Here is a 21,804-nt window from a genome sequence, read left to right on the forward strand (position 1 = left end):
GAGGCATGTCGTCGAAACGAGATTCGCTCTTCCTTGGCGCCCTCTCCGGCCGGGCTCGAAAGGGAGTCGAACCCGCGCCGCGCGCGGCCGAGTTGATTGTGTAGGTAGTTTCCACCCCTGTCGGTTGAAGATCGAAACGAAGTACCGTTCTTTCACAAGCCATACTAGAGACCGACCACTATGCGTATGCTGATTGCCTTGGTTGCGATTGTCTATCTTGTTGGAGTTGGCGTCGCGCTGTCGCCGACAATTCAGGGCGGTTGGAATAGCGGCTCACCGTCCTCGTTCGCCGCGAGCGTTGGTCAGGCGCTGCCCAACGCGCTCGCGTGGCCGGCCCACATTTAGCGCCAGTGACGGCCGCGTTTACCGCCCCGAAGCGGCGACTCCATTGCCGCTGCCATCCGGCCAACTTCCGGACGAGCTGCAATTCGGTTGAGTACTCAGCGTCGAGGCCATTCGTCGCCAAAGCTTTTCGCTCCTGAGTAGAATCCGAGGCTGCCTCCTCAGCGTGCGTTGTCGCTAGCTTAGCCGTCCGTGCGGAACTCAGCCGTCATCATTCGTGACGATTTCCAGCCCGATGGAGCCGGCCAGGCCGTCCGCAGAAACCAATCAGGAGAAGGATTTCCGATCGTGTTTTCTATTGAAGCCTTGATCGTCATTTTCGCTCTTTTCGCCATCGTCATCTGCGTGGGCGCCTCCGTGCGCATCCTGCGCGAATACGAACGCGCGGTCGTCTTCACTCTCGGGCGCTTTCAGAAGGTCAAGGGCCCCGGGCTCGTCCTGCTGATACCCTTCATCCAGGAGATGGTGCGGGTGGACCTGCGCATTCAGGTCATCGAGATCCCGAGCCAGGACGTCATCTCCCATGACAATGTTTCCATGAAGGTCGATGCGGTGCTCTATTTCAATGTCGTCAATCCCGAGCGGGCCATCATCCAGGTCCAGAACTATCTCCCGGCGACGAACATGTTGGCCCAGACGACGCTACGCGCCGTGCTCGGCCAGCACGAACTCGATGAAATGCTCTCCGAGCGCAAGAAGCTCAGCGCCGACGTGCAGAGCATTCTCGATGCGCAAACGGAGACCTGGGGCATCAAGGTCAGCAATGTCGAAATCAGAACCGTCGAGCTCACCGAAAACATGGTTCGAGCGATCGCCAAACAGGCCGAGGCGGAGCGCGATCGGCGAGCAAAAGTGATCCATGCCGAAGCCGAGTTCCAGGCGTCACAGACGCTCGTCAACGCCGCCAAGATCCTCGGCAGCATTCCTGCGGCGATGCAGCTTCGTTACCTCCAGACGTTGACCGAAATCGGCGCCGAGCAGAATTCGACGATCGTCTTCCCCATGCCGATCGACATCATGAAGCCGTTCCTCGACATCATCGAGAAAGCGGACCGTTCGATGCCCCGCCCCAACGGGGCGGGCAAAGCCGCGCCGCCATTGGAAGGCCCAGTGGAACACTGAATGGGTCCATTACGCGCGCGCGATCCTCGCGCTGACCGAGGTCGGCCGCGGTCTTGGTGGAACCGCCGAACCGAGGGGCGAGGAGTTTGGCGCGGTCATCTCCAACGCTGCGGCGGCGGCCCTGCGAGAAGCCGAAGACTAAGGGACGCGCGGGCGTGTCTTCGGCGCATCCTTGCCGCGAATCCAATATCAGGAGTACAGCCGCTATGCGCATTGGGATCGCCTCCGACCATGGCGGCTTCGCACTCAAGGTCGAAATCTCCAAGGCGTTGCGCACCTTGGGACATGAGGTCGTGGACTTCGGCGCCCGCGTGCTGAGCCCTGCGGACGACTATCCAGACTACGTGATTCCTCTCGCCAGATCGATCGTTTCCGGCGATAGCGAACGGGGCATCGCGATTTGCGGCAGCGGCGTGGGCGCCAGCATCGTGGCGAACAAGATCCCCGGCGTTCGCGCTGGGCTGATCCACGACGTGTTCTCCGCGCGCCAGGGCGTCGAAGATGACGACATGAATGTCTTCTGCCTCGGTGGAAGAGTGATCGGCGACGGGCTCGCGCTGCAGCTGGTCCAGACGATTTTGTCGGCTCGCTTCAGCGGCGCCGATCGCCACTTGCGCCGCCTCGCGAAAGTCCAGGCGATCGAGGTGGGGGAGTCGGAAGCTAATGGGGCCTTTTCGGTCCGCCGAGTTCTCAACTAGCCATGCGCGCGCTGGTCGACCGTGAAATTCCTGTTCGGCGCAGCCGCGGATGCGTCCGGGGAAAATTTCGTTGATCACAGTCCACACCACGGGCCCCAGCGAAAACGCGAACGAGATGATGAAGGCGATCAGACCCAACAGCGTGAGAAGCCCAGCGTCGCTTGGGCCGAACGCTTGTGTCGCTGACGAGGCCCGGTCCGGAGAGGCGATGAACTCAAACGCGCCGCCGACGCCCACAAGGCTGACGGCCATGCCGATCAGCCCGGTAAGGAGAAGTCTGCGACGACCCAGTCGATCGATGAAGACGACCGCGATCAGGGTGGAGAGCACGTTCACCCCGCCGATCGCCCACGTTGTCACCGTCGTTCGCGATGCTTCGGTGGCGAAGCCGGCGGCGCCAAAAATCTGATCGGCGAAGTAGATGATGGCGTTGATGCCGGTTACCTGTTGGAAGATCGCAAGTCCCAGTCCGATCATGAGCGGGCGGCGTCACTCGCTGCGAAGCACTTCGCTCCAGGCCCCTCCGCTCGGTTCGTGACTCAAGGCCGCGGCAATATCATTGAGGTCAGCGTCTACGTCGGCCCCAGCGGGAGCGATCTTCTTCATTTCGATCGCAGCGCCGTCGCGGCGATGCATCTTCATCAGCCAACGCGGGGATTCCGGCGCGATCAGAGCGACGACTAATAGCAACAGACCAGGTACGGCGGCGGCGCCAAGCATTATGCGCCAGCCGGCGTTCGCGGACAGCCAGCCATCGACGAGATAGGCCAAGAAAATGCCTATCGTTATCGCGAGCTGATAGGCTGACACGAAGCGGCCGCGCCACGCAGCAGGCGCGAGCTCGGCCGCATAGAGCGGCGCCGCCACCGCCGCCACTCCGACACCCGCGCCGATAATGAGGCGCCCGACCACAAGAACCATGGTTGCCGGAGCAAAGGCCTGAACCGCCGCGCCGACAGTGAAGAGCACGTCGGCGATCAACACGGTTCGCTTGCGACCGACGCCGTCGGCGAGTTCCCCGCCCACGAGCGCGCCAAGAAGAGCGCCCAGAGTGACCCAGCTCGTGACGACCTCGACTAGGAAGGGAGTGAGCGCGAACGTTGATTTGATGCCCGTCAGGGCGCCCGAGATCACGCCTTGGTCGTAGCCGAAGCGCTCATGGCGACCATCCCTTGCAAATAGCGCGGCGAATGCCGAATCGCCGACAACTCCCGCTACCGTGCGTGCCGCGGCGCTGAGCGGAAACATAGGTGTCAAGAGGTCGTCACGGCGACCCTCGGAAACTACTCAGCCGCGATGCATTGGCTACGTGAGTAGTTTCCGAGGCTGATTGGTCGCGCATGGCGGCCGTAAAACATCTCCGATGCGACCGCGCTTGGATCGCTTCGGCGACGCCGGCCCGGTTGGCTGGATTGCGGAGAGAACGGCTCGACCTGCGACACAGCGAGAGGCAAAACGACAATGAACGTTCCCGTTTCACCGCGAGACTTGCCCGTGCCCGTTGATTCAGCCGCTGCGGGAATGGGGGTACTGGACCCCACCGAATGGCGGCAGCTCGACGCCTACTGGCGCGCCGCAAACTACCTCTCGGTCGGTCAGATCTACCTCTACGCCAATCCGCTGCTGCGCGAGCCCCTCACGCTGGCCCATGTCAAACCGCTGGTGGTCGGACACTGGGGAACGACGCCAGGGCAGAACTTTATTTACGTCCATCTGAACAGGACGATCCGACTGCACGATCTGGACATGATCTACATCGCCGGCCCCGGCCACGGCGGTCCGGCGCTGGTCGCCAACACCTACCTCGAGGGCAGCTACAGCGAGATCTATCCCGACGTCAGCCAGGACGAAGCCGGGATGAAGCGGCTTTTCAAGCAATTCTCTTTTCCTGGCGGCATTTCGAGCCACGTGGCGCCGACGACGCCGGGCTCGATCCACGAGGGCGGCGAACTCGGATATTCGCTGAGCCACGCCTTCGGCGCCGCGTTCGATAATCCCGGGCTGATCGTCGCCTGCATCGTCGGCGACGGCGAGGCCGAAACGGGTCCGTTGGCGACGGCCTGGCAGTCCAACAAATTTCTCGATCCGATCACCGACGGGGCGGTTTTACCCATCCTGCACCTCAACGGCTTCAAGATCAGCAACCCGACCGTGCTCGCCCGCGTCGAGCACGAGGAATTGGAACAATTCTTCAGCGGCTGCGGCTGGACACCCCTCTTTGTCGAAGGCGATGACCCGGAAACGATGCATCGCCTAATGGCGGCGGCGGTCGAAAAGGCGATCGGCCAGATCCACGCCATTCAGAAGAGCGCGCGAAAGAACAACGACCCCGCGCGGCCCCGCTGGCCCATGATCGTTCTCCGATCGCCCAAGGGCTGGACCGGCCCGAAGGTCGTCGATGGCCTGAAAATCGAAGGCACGTTTCGGGCGCATCAGGTCCCTTTGCTTGTCGACTCCGGGCATCCCGACCATGTCAAGCTCCTGGAAGACTGGATGAAGAGCTACAGAGCGGAGGAGCTCTTCGATGCGAACGGAACTCTGAAACCCGAGCTCGCCGCGCTCGCGCCGAACGGCGCGCGCCGAATGGGCGCGAACCCGCATGCGAACGGCGGAATTCTGCTGCGCGATCTGCAAATGCCGGACTTTCGCGATCACGCGGTCTCCGTTCCCGCGCCCGGCGCGGTCAGTGCGCAAGACACACTCGTGCTTGGCAAGTTCCTCCGCGACGTGACGCTCCTCAACGAGGACAGGCGGAACTTCCGCATCTTCGGTCCCGACGAGACGCTTTCAAACCTGCTCGGCGACGTCTTCGAGGTCACGAATCGTCAGTGGGACGCCCGCAGAGTCGACGACGACGAGTTTCTGGCGCCCCAGGGCCGCGTGCTCGACTCCATGCTCAGCGAGCATCAATGCGAGGGCTGGCTCGAGGGCTATCTGCTGACGGGGCGCCACGGCCTCTTCAACTCCTACGAGGCCTTCATCCGCATTGTCGACTCCATGTTCAGCCAGCATGCGAAATGGCTGAAGGTCACGCTCGAACTGCCGTGGCGCCGCAAGATCGCGTCCCTGAACTACCTGCTCGCCTCACACGTCTGGCAGCAGGACCACAACGGCTTCACCCACCAGGACCCCGGCTTCCTCGATCACGTGATCAACAAGAAGGCGGACATCGTTCGGGTCTATCTGCCGCCAGACGCCAACTGCCTCCTGTCGGTGTTCGACCATTGTCTGCGCTCTCGGCATTACGTCAATGTGGTCGTAGCGGGCAAGCACGCCTTGCCGCAGTGGCTCACCATGGAGGAGGCGGTTATCCATTGCACCGAGGGCGTCGGCATCTGGCAGTGGGCGAGCAACGACCAGGACGCGGAGCCCGATGTGGTGATGGCCTCATGCGGCGACACCCCGACGCTCGAAGTTATGGCGGCCGTCTCGATCCTGCGCGAGCATCTGCCCGATTTGAAGATTCGGGTCGTCAACGTCGTCGATCTGATGCGCCTCCAACCCTCAGCCGAGCACCCGCATGGCCTCAGCGAAACCGACTACGACGCGCTCTTCACCAGGGATCGGCCGATCATATTCGGCTTTCACGGCTATGCGTCCCTGGTTCATGGGCTGACCTATCGCAGGGCCAACAGGAACCTCCATGTCCGGGGCTACAAGGAGGAGGGCACGATCACCACGGCGTTCGACATGCGGGTGCAAAACGACATCGATCGCTTCCATCTGGTGCAGGACGTGGTGGATAAGCTTCCGGATCTCGGCGGCAAGGGCGCGTATCTAAAACAGGCGATGCGCGACAAGCTGATCGAGCACAAGCACTACATCGACGAACATGGCGAGGACTTGCCCGAGATCCGCAACTGGGTTTGGGGCGCGAGCCCAACGCTGCGTGTCGAGTAGGACCGTCAAAAATGCCCATCAAGATTAACGAGGTGAGCGGCGGGCAATTCCTCGTCGTTCACGTTTGGGGGAAGCTCGCAAAGGCGGATTATGAGCGCTTTCTGCCCCGATTTGCAGAACGCTCGCAACGCCTCGGAAAGTTGCGCCTGTTGTTCGACATGATCGGTTTTGAGGGTTGGGACGCGACAGCGCTGTGGGACGAGATCAAATTCGACCTCAAGCATGCCGATGACTTCGAGCGCGTCGCGACCGTCGGAGACAGCAAATGGGAACACGCCCTGGCCGCTTTGATCAAACCTTTCACCAAGGCGAAGACCCGGTATTTCGACGCCACTCAATATGCCGCTGCGCGCGAATGGTTGAGCGAAGAGGTCGAAGGCTAACTCTGCGAGGATAAAAAACATGAATCATTTGATGGAGACTGCCCGGCTCATGCTCGCCGATCACAAAGGGCTGCTGGCGATGGACGAGAGCAACGGCACCTGCAACAAGCGGTTTGCCAGTGCAGGGATCGAACAGACCGAGCAGGCGCGGCGCCGCTATCGCGAATTGATCATCACGACTCCCGGTCTGCGGGAATGCATCAGCGGCGTCATTCTCTACGACGAGACGATCCGACAGGCGCGGGCGGACGGGACGCCCCTTGTCAAGATCATTGCCGACTCAGGCATCATCACAGGCATCAAGGTCGACGTCGGCGCGAAGGATCTTGCCGGCCACGCCGGGGAAAAGATCACCGAGGGGCTCGATGGACTGCGGGAGCGCCTTCGCGACTATTTCCAGATAGGCGCGCGGTTCGCCAAGTGGCGCGCGGTGATCGGGATCGGCAACGGCCTCCCGAGCCCCGCCTGCATCGACGCCAACGCGCATGCGCTGGCCCGCTACGCCGCCCTTTGTCAGGAGTGTGGCCTCGTTCCCGTCGTCGAGCCAGAAGTGCTGATGGATGGCGGCCATACCCTGGCGCAGTGTCGGGAAGCGACCGAGCGCATCTTGCGCTCGGTTTTCGATCAACTTGCAGCTCAAGGCGTAGCGCTCGAGGGGATGATTCTCAAGCCGAACATGGCGCTGCCAAGCCTGACGTATCCAGAGCAGCCGACGCCCGCTGAGGTCGCCGAAGCGACGGTCGGCGTCTTGCGGCGCGTCGTTCCCCCGGAACTCCCGGGCATTGCGTTTCTGTCCGGTGGACAGAGCGGCGTGCTCGCCTCGGAACGCCTGAACGCGATGAATTCGAAGTTCAAGGCGCCCAGCGCCGCAGCGCCGTGGACCCTGACCTTTTCGTTCGCCCGCGCGATCCAGCAGCCGGCCCTGGAGATATGGGCGGGCAAGGACGCCAATCGAACCGCCGCACAGCAAGCCCTGATCCATCGCGCCAAATGCAATCGCGCGGCGCGCAAAGGCCAATATTCCTCGACCATGGAATCGAACGGAAGCTGAAGCCGAGAGGCCGATGATCGATGCTTGGACGATGCCCCTGCAGATCTTTTTTCGACACGGGGAAACGCTTTGGTCCTGTCGGGCCGGCGCCCGGGCCGCATCGTCATTCCGCTGACTCACACATGGCGAGGGAAAGGCACGGATGCTTCGGTCCTGCATCGCTGCCGCGTCGTTTTCATATGTACTGGCGAGCCCGCGACTTCGCGCCCGCGCCACCTGCGAACTCTCGGGCGCGGGCGGCGGGCCGCACATCGAGTCTGGAGCAGCCCTGAGTAATTTCCGACCCTTTCTTGTTCGGCCGCGAAAGCGCCCGATGTCGTGTGGCGATGTTTTCAGCAGCCGCATGTCGCGGCAAATCTCGCGCTGATCGGTAGACGAAAACGGGCTGTCGCTTTCGACGCGCAACATCGCCAGAACCTGGAGAAAATCATGTTAACAGATAGCGATCTCAAAAAGGCTGTTCTGGATGAATTGAGTTGGGAGCCGAGCGTGGACGCGGCCCATATCGGGGTCACCGCAAATGCCGGTGTGGTCACTCTGACCGGGCACGTCGCCAATTACACGCATAAGCTTGGCGCGGAAAAGGCGGCGAGCCGGGTTAAGGGTGTCAAGGCAGTGGTCGAGGAAATCGAGGTTAAACTGCCCTACGACATCAAGCGCAGCGATGAGGATATCGCGCTGGCTGCGATTGATCGTATCAGCTGGAATTCGTCGATCCCCGACAACGCCATCCAGGTCAAAGTCGAAAAGGGCTGGGTGACCTTGGCCGGAACGGTGGACTGGCATTTCGAGAAAGAGGAGGCCGAGCAAGATATTAGAGCGCTTTCGGGCGTTGTCGGCGTCTCCAATCAGGTCCTGGTAAGGCCAACGATCAGCGCAACGAATGTCAAGAATGACATCGAGCAGGCTCTGCATCGGTCCTGGTATTACGACCCGGACACGATTCAGGTGAACGCACAGGGCGGAAAGATCAAACTCACTGGAAAGGTCACCACGTGGAACGCCAGACGGCTCGCGGGATCGACGGCCTGGTCTGCTCCGGGAGCGATTTCCGTGGATAATGCCATCACCGTGTCCAACTGACCCGATCCTCGCCGGTCTGACATTCGGACCGGCGGGGAAAGCCCGCAATCAATCATCAGCGCGGCAACTGAAACTTCTTCGGCCGAAGCAGTTGGAACTGCTAATCGCGTCTATACCGGCGCAAGCTCCAACAGCGCGCAGTTTGGCTCGCCGATCTGTTTATCGAGCCACACGATAAGGCGTGGCGCGCCGGATTGTCTTCCCGGCTTGTCTCCTTCGCCGTTTCCAACCGCAGGCGTCGCTGGGTTTCAGCTCAGGGATCGCGTTGGTGGCGGCGCGCGGCAGGGCAGCCGGCCCCGAGGCGATGTCGGCGAATCTCACCAAGCGTTCAGGATCGATCGCATGATCGCGGAGTTTGTTGCCTTCATCTCCCGACTGCCGAACGCCTTGGCTCTTGCCGGATTGTTTCTTGTCGCCGGCTTTTTGGTAACGCGGCTCGCCTTTCGCGAAAATCCGATCGCACGGTTCCTCTGTCAGATAGCGTCTTTCGGCGGCTTTACCGCCATGCTTCTGGCGACAGGCGTCCTGCCGTCCGAACCGACGCCCAGAGAGGGCCCAGTCTACGCGTCTATCGTCATCAGCGCCTTCAAGATTGTCTGGTGGCTCGCGGCGTCCTGGCTGTTTGCCGGCTTCTTCCGCGCAGTGCTCGTCTTCAAGAGACAGCCGCGCGATACGAGGTTCCTGCAGGATCTCTTCGTCGGCGTCATCTACGCCGCCGCCGGCCTCGCCATCGTCGCCAATGTCTTCGATATGCCGGTCGGAGGCTTGCTGGCGGCTTCTGGCGTCGTCGCCATCGTGCTCGGCCTCGCCCTTCAAAGCACGCTCGGCGACGTCTTCTCCGGCATCGTGCTCAATCTCGCAAAACCCTATCATCCCGGGGACTGGATCATCCTCGACGGCGGCACGGAAGGCTGCGTGGTCGAGACCGACTGGCGCGCGACGCATATCCTCACGCCCGATAACGACCTTGCGATCATACCGAACAGCGTCATCGCCAAGGCCAAGCTGATCAACGCAAGCCAGCCCATGAGGGCGCACGGTCTGACGATCCTCATCAGGCTCGAGCCGACCGTTGCGCCGTCCGGCGGCCGCGCCGCGCTGCAGGCCGCGCTATTGAGCTGCAATCGGATTCTCAGGACTCCTGCCCCAACGGTTGTCGTTCGAAGCCTCGACGCCGTCGCGATGGAGTACGAGATTCAGTTTTTCGTTTCCAACGTAGAACAGGGACCTGACGCGCAGACCGAACTCTTCGATCTCGTTTTCCGGCACTGCGCATCGGCGGGCATCCGCCTTGCCCCGCCATCGGGGAGTCCTGCTCCGCTCGCGCCGCGCGCCGCCCGCGCAGACGCCTCCGATATGCCGCGGCGCCTGCTCGATCACCTTCCGATCTTCGCCCCGCTGTCCGAGGAGGAGCGCATCCAACTTGCGCCGAAAATGAAACGAAGAAGCCACAAGGCCGGCGATGTCCTCGTCAAGCAGGGCAGCGTCGCTCAGGCGCTCTTCATACTGACCTCAGGCGTCCTGGTCGCTATTCAGAGCCACGGGGCGGCTGAGGAGGAGGCGATGCGCCTCGCTCCCGGAGACAGTTTTGGAGAGGCCGGGTTGCTGGCCGGCGCCGCGACCATGTTCACGATCCGTGCGCTGACCAAGGCGACGGTCTACGAAATCGCCAAGCTCGATCTTGCCCCGATCCTCGAGGAGAGGCCCGCAATCGCCGCTGAGCTCGGCGAGATCCTCGCGCGGCGGGTGGCGGTCGGAAAGGCGCGGCTCGAGCAATTCGCCGATCACGACAAGCCCGACGAAAATCTCGCGACGCGGCTTGGCCAGCGCGTCAAGGACCTCTTCGGCCTGGTGTGATTTGCGAACTCTCTTAAGAGCCCTGCGCGGTGACGGACCGGAAGCGCAGGATCGCAAGCCCGAAGAACAGCCCGCCGATTCCCGCCACCGCAAGGAATTCCGGCCACACCACGTCGAGGCCCGCGCCGCGGTAGAGGATCGATTGCGCGAACGACACGAAATGGGTCGAGGGCGAGACTTGCATCGCCGTCGCGAGCCACGGCGGCATGCTCTCGAGCGGCGTATTGCTGCCCGAAAGCATGTTCATGGGCAGAAAGACGAGCATGAAGAGCAGCCCGAGCTGCGGCATCGAACGCGCCACCGTCCCCAGAAAAATGCCGATCGCAGTCGCGAAAAATAGGTAGATCACGACGCCCGCCATGAACAGCGGGATCGATCCGGCGATGGGAACGCCAAGAATCAGTCTCACGACAAGGTAAAGCGACAGACCGACCGCCACGGCGATCACCAACCCGTTCGCCCAAATCTTGGACATCGCAATCTCGAACGGCGTCAGCGGCATGACCAGAAGATGGTCCATGGTCCCATGCTCGCGCTCCCGGACGATCGCCGCTCCCGACAGAATGATGGCCAACATCGTCACGCTGTTGATGATTCCCATGACGCTCGTGAACCACGCGGTCGTGATATTCGGATTGAAAGAGATCAACACGTCGAGATTGACTGGCGACAGCGGAACCCCCTCCGAATTGGAGAGGAAGTCGGTGATCTCGGTCGTGATGATCGACTGCGCGTAGCCAGAACCGAGGCCCGCCTGCACCATAGCGGTCGCGTCGACGTCGATTTGCAGCCCCGGCCGGCGTCCGCCGAGCACGTCTTGCTCGAAGTTCGCAGGAATATCGACGACGAATGTGTATCGTCCCTTGTCCATCATGGGAACGATATCGCGTTCGGCGATCATCTGCGGCGGCTGAAACAGCGGCGGCATGAACGCATGCGCGATTCGGCGCGAGAGTTCGGAGCGATCTTCGTCGACAATGGCGATCGAGCCGTTATGCAACTCTTGCGAATTACTCCGGGCCTGAATCACCACCGCCAGCGAGAACGAGTAGACGACGAGCCCCAAGAGCACATAGTCGTGCAGGAAGCTCCGCAATTCCTTGACGCCGAGCCAGTAGATGTTCGCAAGCTTGCGCATCGGCTAGCGTTCCTGCTTGCGCAGCAAGAGAACATTCATCAGCGTCAGGACGGGCACAAACACCGCGAGCGCGGCGAGGTCGGGGGTGAGCGCAAGAAAGCCTAACCCCTTGGTGAAAGCGCCGACGCTGATCGGCACGAAGTAGGTCATCGGGAACGCGCGACCGAGGATCTGCGCCCCTCCGCCGAGCGACGACACCGGGGTCATCATGCCCGCGAACTGGGTAGCCGGCAGCACCGTCAAAATGGCGGCGCCGAAAAGCGCCGCGATCTGGGTCCTGGTGAACGCGGAGATCAGCATGCCATAGGCCGTCATGGCGATCACGTAGATCAGCACGCCGAGCAGCAGGGCAGTGAAGCTGCCCTTGAGCGGCACCTGGAAGACGAATATCGCCAACAGAAACATCAAGGTGAAATTGGCGAGAGCGACCCCGACGTAGGGAAGCTGCTTGCCGATCAGAAACTCGAACCGAGTGACCGGAGTCGCGTAGAGGTTGGTGATCGACCCAAGCTCTTTTTCCCGAACGATGGCGAGCGCCATCAGGATCGCTGGGAATATCGCCAGAAGCAGAGAAATGTTCGCCGGAACCATCGCATAGATGCTGTCGAAGTCCTGGTTGTACTTGAATCTGAGTTCGATATCCGCGGGGAAGGGCGCGGTCGGAACCGTCGTTATCACCGCCGGGTCGGTCAGATAGAGCGCGTGCATCGCCTGCAGGTAGCCGCGGATGGTTTCGGCTCGGAACGGCATTGCGCCATCAACCCACGCGCCGACCCAGGCGGGACGTCCGCGCTTGATGTCGCGGCCGAAGCCGGCCGGGATTTCGACCGCGGCTCTGATGTTCCCGCTTCTCATCCGATTCTCGAGCACGCCGTAGTCGGCGAGAGGCGGCTTCTCGGTAAAGTAACTCGAGCCTCTGAGTTCCTCGAGATAGGCGCGGCTTTCGGTGCTTTGGTCATGGTCGAGCACGGCAAAGGAGAGATTGTTGACGTCGGTCGAGACGCCAAAGCCGAACACCAGCATGAGGAGCGTGGTGCCGAACAGGGAGAAACCGAGCCGGATCGGATCGCGCAGCAACTCGAGGGCCTCGCGGATCGTGTAGGCCAACAAGCGCCGCGGGCTGAACCCTGAATGCGCCTCTATCGCGGACCGTGGCCGCCGGACTGTCTGGCTTGTCGGCGCGAGGGGCTTCGTCGCGGAGGCGCCTGTTCCCGTCGCCTCTTCGAGATAGCCGATGAAGGCATCCTCAAGGGTCGCTGCGCCGCGAGACTTGACCAACTGCGCCGGCGTGCCGGTCGCAAGGACGCGACCCGAATCCATGAGAGATATGCGGTCACAGCGCTCCGCTTCGTTCATGAAATGGGTCGAGACGAAAATCGTCACGTCCTGCCTGCGCGAAAGATCGATCAGCGCCTCCCAGAAGCGATCCCGCGCAAGCGGATCGACCCCCGAAGTCGGCTCGTCAAGAATGAGAATCTCGGGCTCGTGGACAATGGCGACGGCGAGCGAAAGGCGCTGTCGGATACCCAGCGGCAGGTCAGAGGCTTGCTGATCCAGATAGTCCGCCAGACCGAACCATGCGATCAGCTCGGAGATGCGCGCCTTCGCTTTGTCGGCCGGGAGGTTATAGAGGCGGGCGTGAAGCTCGAGGTTCTGCCGGACCGTCAATTCCGTATAGAGCGAGAACGACTGCGACATGTAGCCGACGCGATAGCGCGAGCTCATGTCGCCAGGCTCCAGCCGTTTCCCGAACAGCAGCGCCTCGCCCAAGGTCGGCGCCAGCAGGCCGGTCAGCATTTTCATCGTGGTCGTCTTGCCGCTGCCGTTCGAGCCGAGAAAGCCGAAGATCTCGCCGCGCTCGATGGTGAAGCTGACGCGGTCAACCGCGGTGAAGTCGCCGAAGCGGCAGGTGAGATCGCGCGCGACGATAATCGGCTCGCCCTCGCCAATGTGTCGCGGCGGGACGTGCAACGCCTTGTGATCGCCGCGCTCCTCAACCGGCAGCAGAGCGATGAACGCCTCCTCGAGGGTGGCCGCGCCGGCTTTCGCCTTGAGTTCCGTGGGCGAGCCGGTCCCAATCACTTTGCCAGCGTTCATGGCGACCAGCCATTCGAACCGTTCCGCCTCCTCCATATAGGCTGTAGCGACGAGCACGCTCATGCCCTGGCTGCGAGAGCGCATGCGGTCGATCAACACCCAGAACTGCCGCCGCGACAGCGGATCGACGCCAGTGGTCGGCTCGTCGAGGATCAGGAGATCGGGATCATGGATGAGGCAGCAGCAGAGTCCGAGCTTCTGCCGCATTCCTCCGGAAAGCTTCTTCGCTGGCCGGTCGGAAAACGGCGCGAGCCCCGTGCTTTCCAGGAGGTCGCCGACTCTATCGTCCCGTTCCGAACGCGATTGCCCGAACAGGCGGCCAAAAAACTCGATGTTCTCCCGGACGCTGAGGTCGGCATAGAGGTTTTTGCCCAGACCCTGGGGCATATAGGCGATGCGCGAACAGATGCGCGACCGATGGGCGGCGTTTGCCATGTCGCCGTCGAGGACCAGAACGCTCCCGGACTGGATCTGTCGCGAACCCGCGATCAGGCTCAAGAGCGTGGACTTGCCGACGCCGTCGGGCCCGATGAAGCCGACCATGCAACCGGCTGGGATTTCGATCGAGACGTCGTCCAGCGCGATCACATGGCCGTATCTCTGAGTGACGCCCGCGATCCGCGCGACCGGGCGCGCGGGGCCGTTCACGGCGCGACGTCCCCTTGCAATTTGGTTGGCCAGGCGAGCGTGGGATCATATTTGACGTAGCCGACCCCGGGGAGGCCGCTTCTGACCGAGGCTGCGTGCTCGCGCAATCGCTCCGGATCGATCTTCACCCGGACGCGGAACATCAGAAGATCGCGCTCGTCCTTCGTCTCTACGGTCTTCGGCGTGAACTGCGCCTGCCTCGCGACGAACGCGACCTTCGCCGGGATCGCAATTGCGGGCAGGGCGTCGAGCACAATGCGCGCGTCGGAGCCGATCTCCACTTTTCCGGCCTGGTCGGTAGGAAGATAAATGTCCATGTAGACGTATTCGATGTCGAGCATGGTGAAGACTTTGCCGCCGGCGGGCATGACCTCGCCGATATTCGCGACCCTGTACTCGATGCGCCCGTTGCGCGGCGCGACGAGCGTGTTGTCGGCGATGTTGACCTTGTAGAGTTCGACGTCGTGGGTCGCGGCGTCGAGCGTTCGCGCCGCTTCGCCGACGCGGTCGTTCGCAGCGGTGAGGGCGGCCCCGGCGCCGTTGAGCGTCTGCCTTCGCTCGTCCAGCAGTTCGTTGGTGGCGAAGCCTTGCTTGACCAGCGTGCTGGTGCGGTCGAACTGCTGTTGGGCGAGGGTGACCTGGGTCGTCTCCTGGACGACTTCGGCGTGCGCCGCATCGAGGCTCTGCTGCGCGCCTTGCACCTGAGCCTCGGATTTCTCCAGAGTGGCCTCAAGGTCCCGCGTGTCCATGCGGGCGACAACCTGCTGTGGCTTCAGCATGTCGCCTTCGTCCGCGTCCATTTCGATAATGCGGCCGGCGAACTTGGTGTCGATATCGATCTCGTCCGCCTCGATCCTTCCGTTGCCCGACACGATCCCCAAGGGGAGGCCGCCCTGCCGGCTGTGCCACCAATAGGCGCTGCCGCCACAGGCGCCGAGAATGACGATCGCCAGAAGACCCAGCGTCTTCCATCTCGATCGCACGCGCGGCGCAGGGACGACCGCCGGAGCGGCAGGCAGCGCCGGAAGTGCGGGTGCGACCCCATGGTCGGAAGGCGGCAGCACGTCGCCACGCCTGACTTTGTCGTCCGGCGATGGGCTCGATGGAGCCAAAATCTGGTTGTCGTCTTTGCTCATGTCAGGCTGCCTGTCGCGCCGAGCGCGTATGCGCGGGAAGTGCCGCAGCTTTTGGCGACGCCGTTCCCCACGTGCTGCTCTCTCAATGTTCAGGCTCCTCCCGCGATGAGGAGTGGCGCAGCCGTCTGCCCCGACGGGTCGTCGTGGCTTTGAACGCATGGCGCTTCGTAGCCGATCGCCATCAGTTAGCCGTGAAGGCGCGCGGAACATAAGGTTCGGAATCTACTCAGAGGATAGCGGCGCCCGTGGCGCTTCCGTCGCGTCGCCGCGCCTGTCGTCTCGGCGCCAATCGTCATCGCCTTCGTCGGGTGGGGGATGAGTAGTTTCCGAGGCTATCAAACCGTCCGTTTCTGGAGGCTCTTGAACATGACGCATTACGATCGCGGACGGGTTCCTGGACGGGCGGGCAGTTGCAAAACGCCGTCCGCGCTAACCGTTGATATCCGTTGCGGCGACCATTGATCGAGGACAAGAGACGATGAAGAAATCTTACGAGACCCGCACGGCCCGGGCTCTTTTCCAACCCGCCGAAGCCGGCGTAATGAAACTCGCCAACCGCATCGTGATGGCGCCTCTAACGAGAAATCGCGCCGGTCCGGGCCTGGTGCCGGGTCCCTTTGCCGTTGAATATTACGCACAACGCGCCACGGCCGGCCTGATCATCGCCGAAGCCACCCAGATCTCGGCCCAGGCGCAGGGCTACGCGAATACGCCGGGCTGCTATACCGACGATCAGGTCCGCGGCTGGAAAGCCGTCACCGACGCCGTGCACGCCAAAGGCGGGACGATCGTCGTTCAGCTTTGGCATACCGGCCGCGTCTCTCACACAAGCTTCCAGAAGGACGGTCAGGCGCCCGTTGGACCCTCGGCAATCCGGGCGAGAACCAAGACCTTTGTCGCGAACGAGGGCTTCGTCGACGCGTCGACGCCTCGCGCGCTCGATCTCAAAGAGATCCCCGGCATTGTCGAAGACTTCCGCTATGCCTCGACCTGCGCCATCGAGGCCGGTTTCGACGGCGTTGAGCTGCATGGCGCGCACGGCTACCTGCTCGACGCCTTTCTGCGCGACGGAACCAACCATCGCACCGACGCCTACGGCGGCTCGATCGAGAACCGCTCGCGGCTGCTCCTCGAGGTCGTGAAGACTTGCGCCGAGGCGATCGGCGCCGCCCGCCTCGGCGTTCGGCTCTCGCCGGTCTCCACCGCCGGGGACTCACGAGACAGCAATCCGCAGGCCCTGTTCAATCACGTCGTGAAGGGCCTCAACCCATTTGGCCTGGCGTACGTACATGTGGTGGAGGGCGAGACCGGCGGACCCCGCTACACGATTCCGTTCGACTATCCTGCGCTGCATGCCTGTTTCGATGGCGTCTGGATGGTCAACAACGGCTACGACCGGAAGCTGGCGATCGACGCGGTCGCAAGCGGACGCGCCGATCTTGTGTCGTTCGGACGCCTCTTCATCGCCAATCCGGATCTTGTGGAGCGCTTGCGCGAAAACGCTCCGCTCAACCCGCTGATGGGCCAGGAGACATTCTACGGCGGCGGCGCCCACGGCTACACCGACTATCCCACCCTGGAACAAAGCCGCGCCGCCACCGACGCCAGTGAGCTGGCGCCAGTCTGACGAGGCCGGCCCGCGGGAGGCTTAAGCCTAAGCCGACTGAGCCTCCCGCCCCTTGAGAAGCTCGGCCAACAAAGCTTCCTGCTCGGCGATCCGGACAGCTGATCTCGCTTCGTCCGCCCCGCCGGAATAGGCTGCGGCCTGCTCGGTCAGCTCACGGATATTGTCGCGAACATCGGCGATGCGGATTTCGAAGTCTGTCGAGGGAGTAGGGTAGGACATTGGGTTTCCTATCGTGTTCGAAAGGCGGACGAAGAATGTCTCAGGCAGCATGCAGCACCTGATCGACCGGACGGCGCAATGATCTTGGCAGTTCCGGTCCGTATCCAAATCTCATGACGAGATCGGGCCGCCGATCTCCAACTCCAAGGAAAGCGGCGAACTGCCCACGCACCGCTGGAACTTCGACGGGCTGATTGATGAAGCAATGCCGAATGCCCAAAGCCGTCGCCTGCAGGGCGAAGCGCTGGCAACAGCGCCCCGCGGCGCTCCATGAGGCCGGCTCGTTCGTGTCCGAGATGAATACGGCGACGCCGGCCGAGCTCCGGAGCTGGGCCGCATAGGTCTTGTTCTCGTCGTCCTTTGTCACGACCAGACTGAAAATCAGGCGTCCGAGCCAGCTCGGCAGTGTGGGGGCGCCCGTGCATTTTGAGAACAGTCCGTCGTCTGTCGCAATCGCTTCGGCGTAATTGAACCGCAGCCACGACTTCAGTTCAGCGACAAATGCGGCGTCGTCCATCTGCGCGCTGTTGCCGGCGACCAGAAAGCCGAGGATGTCTTCAACGGACTTGCGCTCGGTAAAGAGCCGCAACGTCACCCCATCGCCGCTCCCGGCGGCTTCCAGAAGTCGAAGGTGCTCGGCGGGCACAGCCCGTCCGTCGAAGACGCCGCGTGTCGATTGACGTCGCGGGATCGCGTCGAAGAGCGGGCTGTGCGCCGCAGGCGCCTGTTCCAGGTCGACCCGGATGCCGCCCGCTGCGGCGTCGAAAGTCGCATTCGCGCGGAGCCCGAAAGCCGCCGCCGCCTGAACGAGATTTTCGGTTGCGCAGCCGAGGCTGGCGAAGAGGTGATGATTGTCGGGGTCAACGGACGCCAGGCGTCGGGTCAAATCGGGCAGCACGAGGATCGCGCGGTCGGGCAGGCGGAACTGCCACGGCTGGGTGTTGTGACTGTTGGCCGCAAGCGTCGCGTAGCGCACGAGGTCTTTCCGGGCGTCTGGCGCGGGAAGGTCGAAACTGTCGCTGTGGCGCCAGGTTGCTTCGACCGCGGCGTCGTAGGCGCCAGCGTCGCGAGAACTCGCGATATACGCGGCTGCGCCTCCGGCGGCGGCGACGACTCCCGCGCCTGCGACAACCCCCAGAAATCGGCGTCTAGCGGCGTCTTCCATGCAAAGGTCCATTGTTCGGGGTGTGCGTGCGCCGGCTCAGCCGAAGGTTCCCGCCATGTAATCTTGCGTGCGCCTCTGCCGCGGCGCATCGAACATCTGCCCCGTCGAACCGGCCTCGATCATCTCGCCCAGATAGAAAAACGCGACCTTGTCGGCGCAGCGCTGCGCCTGCTCCATATTGTGCGTCACGAAAACGACGGTGAAGTCGCGCTTCAGGTCGGCGATGAGCGCTTCGATCTTCTGGCCGCTGATCGGGTCGAGCGCGCTGGTCGGCTCATCGAACAGGATCACCTCCGGCCGGGCCGCCAGCGTGCGGGCGATGCAAAGGCGCTGCTGCTGGCCGATCGACAGGGCGCCGGCCTGCGACGACAATCGATCTTTGACCTCGCTCCACAACGCGGCTCGCGTCAACGATTCCTCGACGCGGTCGGCCGTGTCCTGGCGCGACAAGCTCTCGAGATCCCTGGGCCCGAGGGCGATGTTCTCGAAGATCGACATCGGAAAGGGCGTCGGTCCCTGGAACACCATGCCGATGCGCCAGCGCAGCAGGTTCAAGTCCACCTCGGGCCCAAGAATGCTCTCGCCGTCCATCAGCGCTTCGCCCGTTACGCGCTCGTCCGGATACATGTCGTAGAGGCGATTCAGCACCCTGAGCAAGGTCGTCTTTCCGCAGCCGGAGGGTCCGATCAGGCCGGTCACCTGCTTCTCGGGAATATCAAGCGTCACGCCGTCCAGCGCTTGCGTCGGGCCATAGAAGAAATCGAGGTCTTCGATCACGATCTTGGCGCGATGCGTTGTTCTATTGGCGACACCCTGAACGAAGTCCGGATCGATCGGATTTCGCGATGGCGAGGGAAGGGCGGCGTGGCGGTTGGTCATCTCATCGAACCTCAACGATCAGGGCATCTGATCCGACCGGCGGCAGAGGCGCGCTCGACCCCCGCTGGCCCTTGTTGCGCGCCATTCAAGAACCCGCGCGAACCGAACTCAGGCTACGCTGGCGGACCGCGGCGTAAGGTGACGCCGCATCAACGCCTGTGTGTCGGCTTGAACTCGCGCATCAACGGACCGAAGTCGCGCTTCTGGGCATCGTCCAGGCTTGCATACAGAGGCTTGCTGGCGTCGATGACCTTTCGTAGCTCCGATGCGCTCTTCTCGATATGGTCGGCCATGATGGTCATTCGCTCGATCGGCGAAGGACGCTCGCCCGGTTGCGCCATTCGCTCCCGCGCTTGAGTCCATCGATCGGAGCGCGACTTTGCGGCGTCCCGGATCGCCGATTCGAACGCCGGCCAGGTCTTGGCCTGCTCGTCGTTGAGTTTCAGGCCCGCCTTCATCCCGGCCAGATGCGCGTCCAGCAGGACGGACTGACGTTCCTGAATGCGTTGAATTTCGGCCGCGCTCGGCAAGCCCGCGTTGGGAGCGGACACGGCAAAGGAGGCGCCGGCGAAGGTTGAAGCGGCGAGGCCTGCGATGGTCGCGGAGGCGAGAAGAAGTTTTCTCATTTATTTGCACCTTAGGATTGAGGGCTGACGGCCGGTGTTCGCAGGCTGGTCAGCGCGGGTCGTCAAACGCGCACCGGTTCGCGCGGCGGACTCTCAAACCAGGCCCGCGCGCGCAATGGGAGGGGCTTCAGTAGCCGTAGGGGCCGCAGAGCCCGAGGACCACCTGCATGGGTCCGCATCCGCCGCCATAGTAGACGCCGCCGCCACCACCGTAGTAGCCGCCGCCGTGATAACCGCCGCCGTGGTAGGCGCCGCCCATGTGGTAAGCGCCGGCGTGTCCGCCGCCGCCGTGGAAACCGCCGCCGCCGTGTCCGCCCCCGCCATGGAAGACTTGACCGGCCTCAGCGAGCGACGGCAGCGCAATCGTGCTTGCCGCAAAAGCCAGCGCGGTCACGCTGGCGAGGAAAAAGCGCGTCTTCATAAGGGAACTCCAGTGACTGAGAGAGCAGTAACTGGCTCTGTGTTCAGAGGTTTGCGCCTTGAACGCCAGAGTCGGAAACTACCTACGACCAGAGGCGGAAGGAGTATCGGCCGCCGTCGGCGGCGGCGGGCGCTTGGGCCGGCGCGTCGCGCCAATTCAGTCGATGCCGTGGCGTTAGTGCGGATTTCTGACCGGAAGGCTCCCGTCAGCCTCTGGGTATATTCCGAACCTGTTCCGCGGCGCCGATTGCGCCATTCTGTTGGCGCGCCGGAGGACGGGGCGCGAAGCAACCGGCTAATCGAGGCCGCCGCCGCCCAGAACGAGGACCCGATGGAAAGAACTGAGACATTGGCCGCCGTTTTCGCCGGCGCTGGCTTCGATGGACCCGTATCGATGCAACTCGACCAGGCCCGAAAACCTAAAGAGCACTGTCTGCGCTTTGTCTTTCAAGACAAAGTCGTGTCGTTCGACGTGGCGGCCGACCTTTCGTTCGGAGACGTCGCTCGTGCGCTGCGGGAGCTGGTTCCCAGGCATTATGGGGAACCGGTCAGTATCGATTGCATCCGCACGATCATGTCGTCGGCAGTCTCATGCTTGTGACGTGACGGGACGCGCCCTCGGGCGTCGATCCCCCCGAGCGGTCTCTGGCATGGCGATCGCAAATGGGATTCCCGGATCGTCAGGCGACAGCGACGAGTGCCAGAATCGCGCGTCGTCACCCCGGTGGTCGACGACCTCTCCGTTGGCTAACCAGACCGTGACTCCAACGACTCTGCGCCTGCGAACACCCGAAGGGCGGCGGCCCGAGCGCGATATCTCGAGCTTGATGACGGAGTCTGTTTCAGGCCCGCGCCCATCCTCCGCATGGAGCCGAGTCGCGAAGGTTCGAAGCGATGCGCACGCGATAACCTCGACGCGCGCGTCGAGGTCGTGGGCGGTTAACCGAAAATCGTTAGATGCCGGCTTCTCCAGGTCGGCCCAATTCTGAGCCCGACGACGCCCTCGCACCGGGCGACGCCCATCGATCAGTATTGCTCGGCGTGGTGGTGGTAGTGATGATAGGCGTAGCCGCGACGGTCGCCTCTGTGATTGGTGACGGAGTTTCCGATTGCCGCGCCGCCCACGCCGCCCACGACCGCGCCGAGCGGACCACCAACAACAGCTCCGGCGACCGCGCCGCCGACCGCGCCAGTGACTAGGCCGCTTTGGTCGGCAAGAGCAATATGCGATGAAGCGCAGAGCAATACCGCGGCCGATAGAGTGAGAATCGGTCGTGACATGGCAACCTCCTGCAAGGCGGCAAGGCGCCGTCGGCTCTGTCAGGCTCCGTCTTGAGCTGAGAACTCAGACGCAATGAAATCAGTTGCTTAAGTGCATCCATGATATTTGAGAATATCCATTTAATTTGATAA

The 21,804-nt window shown here is 62.8% G+C and carries 19 protein-coding genes and 1 pseudogene; 10 read left to right on the forward strand and 10 right to left on the reverse strand.

The window, feature by feature from the left end; translation table 11 throughout:
* The first annotated feature begins 180 nt into the window (after positions 1-180).
* From DFR50_RS32150 to DFR50_RS32155, 3 genes are all read left to right on the forward strand, one after another.
* Complete coding sequence (locus DFR50_RS32150) at positions 181-345, forward strand: hypothetical protein (RefSeq protein WP_170153258.1); 165 nt, start codon at positions 181-183, stop codon at positions 343-345.
* A 294-nt stretch (positions 346-639) separates the two neighbouring features.
* The gene (locus tag DFR50_RS17375) at positions 640-1,464 is read left to right on the forward strand and encodes a slipin family protein (protein WP_113890558.1); all 825 of its coding nucleotides are present in this window, start codon (positions 640-642) and stop codon (positions 1,462-1,464) included.
* A gap of 206 nt (positions 1,465-1,670) precedes the next feature.
* A complete protein-coding gene (locus DFR50_RS32155; protein WP_113890538.1) occupies positions 1,671-2,162 on the forward strand; it encodes an RpiB/LacA/LacB family sugar-phosphate isomerase in 492 nt (163 codons plus the stop codon).
* A 48-nt stretch (positions 2,163-2,210) separates the two neighbouring features.
* Here DFR50_RS32155 and DFR50_RS17390 read toward each other — a convergent pair.
* Positions 2,211-3,410: pseudogene (locus DFR50_RS17390) on the reverse strand (sugar porter family MFS transporter); the annotation flags it as partial.
* A gap of 213 nt (positions 3,411-3,623) precedes the next feature.
* On the opposite strand from DFR50_RS17390, the gene DFR50_RS17395 reads away from it, so the two are divergent.
* From DFR50_RS17395 to DFR50_RS17415, 5 genes are all read left to right on the forward strand, one after another.
* On the forward strand, positions 3,624-6,062 hold the full coding sequence (locus DFR50_RS17395; protein WP_113890540.1) for a phosphoketolase family protein: 2,439 nt from the start codon (positions 3,624-3,626) through the stop codon (positions 6,060-6,062).
* An 11-nt stretch (positions 6,063-6,073) separates the two neighbouring features.
* Positions 6,074-6,445 (forward strand): SpoIIAA family protein, encoded by a 372-nt coding sequence (locus DFR50_RS17400; protein WP_113890541.1) that lies wholly within the window; start codon positions 6,074-6,076, stop codon positions 6,443-6,445.
* Positions 6,446-6,464: 19 nt separating this feature from the next.
* Positions 6,465-7,496, forward strand: a complete 1,032-nt coding sequence (locus DFR50_RS17405; protein ID WP_113890542.1) for a class I fructose-bisphosphate aldolase — start codon at positions 6,465-6,467, stop codon at positions 7,494-7,496.
* A gap of 429 nt (positions 7,497-7,925) precedes the next feature.
* A complete protein-coding gene (locus tag DFR50_RS17410) occupies positions 7,926-8,579 on the forward strand; it encodes a BON domain-containing protein (RefSeq protein ID WP_113890543.1) in 654 nt (217 codons plus the stop codon).
* 504 nt (positions 8,580-9,083) lie between these two features.
* A complete protein-coding gene (locus DFR50_RS17415; protein ID WP_170153259.1) occupies positions 9,084-10,436 on the forward strand; it encodes a cyclic nucleotide-binding domain-containing protein in 1,353 nt (450 codons plus the stop codon).
* A gap of 13 nt (positions 10,437-10,449) precedes the next feature.
* On the opposite strand, the gene DFR50_RS17420 is transcribed toward DFR50_RS17415, so the two are convergent.
* From DFR50_RS17420 to DFR50_RS17430, 3 genes are read right to left on the reverse strand one after another with little or no spacing between them, the layout of a single operon-like run.
* Positions 10,450-11,574, reverse strand: coding sequence for an ABC transporter permease (locus tag DFR50_RS17420; RefSeq protein WP_113890545.1), 1,125 nt, complete (start codon positions 11,572-11,574; stop codon positions 10,450-10,452).
* Positions 11,575-11,577: 3 nt separating this feature from the next.
* Complete coding sequence (gene rbbA / locus DFR50_RS17425; protein WP_113890546.1) at positions 11,578-14,319, reverse strand: ribosome-associated ATPase/putative transporter RbbA; 2,742 nt, start codon at positions 14,317-14,319, stop codon at positions 11,578-11,580.
* Complete coding sequence (locus DFR50_RS17430; RefSeq protein ID WP_342634570.1) at positions 14,316-15,614, reverse strand: HlyD family secretion protein; 1,299 nt, start codon at positions 15,612-15,614, stop codon at positions 14,316-14,318. The genes rbbA and DFR50_RS17430 overlap by 4 nt, the downstream gene beginning before the upstream one ends.
* 319 nt (positions 15,615-15,933) lie before the next feature.
* Between DFR50_RS17430 and DFR50_RS17435 the strand changes: the two genes are divergently transcribed.
* Positions 15,934-17,082, forward strand: coding sequence for an alkene reductase (locus DFR50_RS17435; protein WP_113890548.1), 1,149 nt, complete (start codon positions 15,934-15,936; stop codon positions 17,080-17,082).
* A gap of 27 nt (positions 17,083-17,109) precedes the next feature.
* Here DFR50_RS17435 and DFR50_RS17440 read toward each other — a convergent pair whose 3' ends face one another.
* From DFR50_RS17440 to DFR50_RS17460, 5 genes are all read right to left on the reverse strand, one after another.
* The gene (locus DFR50_RS17440) at positions 17,110-17,301 is read right to left on the reverse strand and encodes a hypothetical protein (RefSeq protein WP_113890549.1); all 192 of its coding nucleotides are present in this window, start codon (positions 17,299-17,301) and stop codon (positions 17,110-17,112) included.
* A gap of 40 nt (positions 17,302-17,341) precedes the next feature.
* Positions 17,342-18,277 (reverse strand): Acg family FMN-binding oxidoreductase, encoded by a 936-nt coding sequence (locus DFR50_RS17445; RefSeq protein ID WP_245427886.1) that lies wholly within the window; start codon positions 18,275-18,277, stop codon positions 17,342-17,344.
* Between the two features lie 225 nt (positions 18,278-18,502).
* A complete protein-coding gene (gene pstB / locus DFR50_RS17450; RefSeq protein ID WP_113890551.1) occupies positions 18,503-19,345 on the reverse strand; it encodes a phosphate ABC transporter ATP-binding protein PstB in 843 nt (280 codons plus the stop codon).
* Between the two features lie 149 nt (positions 19,346-19,494).
* The gene (locus DFR50_RS17455) at positions 19,495-19,971 is read right to left on the reverse strand and encodes a Spy/CpxP family protein refolding chaperone (protein WP_113890552.1); all 477 of its coding nucleotides are present in this window, start codon (positions 19,969-19,971) and stop codon (positions 19,495-19,497) included.
* A gap of 127 nt (positions 19,972-20,098) precedes the next feature.
* Positions 20,099-20,392: a hypothetical protein gene (locus DFR50_RS17460; protein ID WP_210208949.1), complete on the reverse strand. Its 294-nt coding sequence runs from the start codon at positions 20,390-20,392 to the stop codon at positions 20,099-20,101.
* A 330-nt stretch (positions 20,393-20,722) separates the two neighbouring features.
* On the opposite strand from DFR50_RS17460, the gene DFR50_RS31485 reads away from it, so the two are divergent.
* Positions 20,723-20,992, forward strand: a complete 270-nt coding sequence (locus DFR50_RS31485; RefSeq protein WP_147262800.1) for a hypothetical protein — start codon at positions 20,723-20,725, stop codon at positions 20,990-20,992.
* A gap of 425 nt (positions 20,993-21,417) precedes the next feature.
* Here the strand turns inward: DFR50_RS31485 and DFR50_RS32565 are convergent, their stop codons facing one another.
* On the reverse strand, positions 21,418-21,672 hold the full coding sequence (locus DFR50_RS32565; protein WP_210208950.1) for a hypothetical protein: 255 nt from the start codon (positions 21,670-21,672) through the stop codon (positions 21,418-21,420).
* Positions 21,673-21,804 lie beyond the last annotated feature (132 nt).

This window comes from Roseiarcus fermentans, assembly GCF_003315135.1.
Classification (GTDB): domain Bacteria; phylum Pseudomonadota; class Alphaproteobacteria; order Rhizobiales; family Beijerinckiaceae; genus Roseiarcus; species Roseiarcus fermentans.